Raw genomic sequence first — 1,575 nt, forward strand, 5'->3', positions numbered from 1 at the left:
GGGTCGAGGCTGTGCGAAAACTCGGCCGCTCTGCTCGAAGGTGCTGGCGCGGCGGAGTCGTCGCGGCATCTTCTCAGGTTCGGATCGCCGCCATCAGCGGCTGGGCGCCCATGATGGCGATCACGCGCTTGAGGTTATAGGCCAGGATGTGGAGGCCGATTTCGGTCTTCACGTTGGGCAGGCGCCTCATCAGGAAGTGTGTCGATCCCATCCAGGCCTTGATCGTGCCGAAGGGGTGCTCGACGGTCCGCCTTCGCTGGCGCATGGCGCCAGGACGCCGGTCCATCCGGATCTGCAGGGCGTCGACGACGGCCTCGTGTTCCCAGCGGGTTACGCGGCGCTCTTTGCTGGGCGTGCACTGGGGCTTGAGGGCGCAGTTCTGGCAACTGGCCAGGTCCCAGTAGCGGTGCAGCGTCATGCCTTTCTCGACGGTGGTCATGTGGCGCGGAAGCAGCGCCCCGGTCGGGCAGCGGTAGACGTCCTGGTCGGGCAGATAGACGAAGTCCTGCTTGCCGAAGCGGCCATCGGCCTTGGCGCCCGAGGTCTGAGGCCTGGGCACGTAGGCCGTCACGCCCATCGCCTCGCAGCTCAGGATCTCCTCGCCCGAGAAGTAGCCACGGTCGGCCAGGACGTTGAGCTCATCCACGCCCAGGGCGTCCTTGGCCTTGCCGGCCATCGACGACAGCTGCTGGCGATCGCTGCCCGTCATGACGACGTCGTGGGCGACGATCAGGTGATGCTCTGCATCGACGGCGGATTGGACATTGTAGCCGACGATGCCGCTGCCGCGCCCGCTGGTGGCCATGGCGCGGGCGTCAGGATCAGTCAGCGACACCTGGCCATCGGCCGAGGCGTCCACTTGCGCCTCCATCGCCTGCAGCATCCGCATCTGTTCGCGCAGGCGCTCCACCTTCTCCTTCAGCCGGTCGGACCTGGCCTCGATGGTCTCGCCCTCCTGTCGGTCGGCGGTGTCCAGGTCGTTCAAATAGCCGGCGATGTGCTCGGCCACCTGTTCCAGGCGCTTCTTCAGCTTGTAGGGCGTGAAGTTCTTGTCGCGGGTGTTCACCGCCTTGAACTTGCTGCCGTCGATGGCGACCAACGCCGCGCCGAACAGGCCGATCTGGCGGCACAACACCACGAACTGGGCGCAGGCGGCCTGGATCGCCGGGCCGTTGTCCTTGCGAAAGTCGGCGATGGTCTTGTGATCGGGCGCAAGCCGGCCCGTCAGCCACATCAGCTCGACATTGCGCCCAGCCTCGCGCTCCAGCCGACGGCTGGACTGCACCTTGTTCAGGTAGCCGTACACATAGAGCTTCAGCAGCGTCGCTGGATGGTAGCCCGGACGGCCTGTCGCGGCCGCGGTCACCTCAAAGCCCAGCCCTCGCAGCTCCAGTTCGTCGACGAACACATCGATCACCCGCACCGGGTTCTCCGCGGCGACATAATCGTCCAGACATTCAGGAAGAAGCGTCGGCTGCCGGCGATCAACACCTTCAACGAAGCGGCTCATGCGCACCTCCCGACTGCTCGTCAGGAGTCTAGCTGATCCGCCGAGTTTTCACACAGCCTCGGTCG

1 protein-coding gene is annotated in these 1,575 nt (G+C 65.7%); it reads right to left on the reverse strand.

Features of this window, described 5'->3' with window-relative positions; all coding sequences use genetic code 11:
• Positions 1-73: 73 nt before the first annotated feature.
• Positions 74-1,510 carry an IS1182 family transposase gene (locus tag DDF62_RS20530; RefSeq protein WP_244286893.1) on the reverse strand — a complete coding sequence of 479 codons (1,437 nt, stop codon included), beginning with the start codon at positions 1,508-1,510 and terminating at the stop codon, positions 74-76.
• Positions 1,511-1,575 lie beyond the last annotated feature (65 nt).

This window comes from Caulobacter radicis, assembly GCF_003094615.1.
GTDB classification, from domain to species: Bacteria; Pseudomonadota; Alphaproteobacteria; order Caulobacterales; family Caulobacteraceae; genus Caulobacter; species Caulobacter radicis.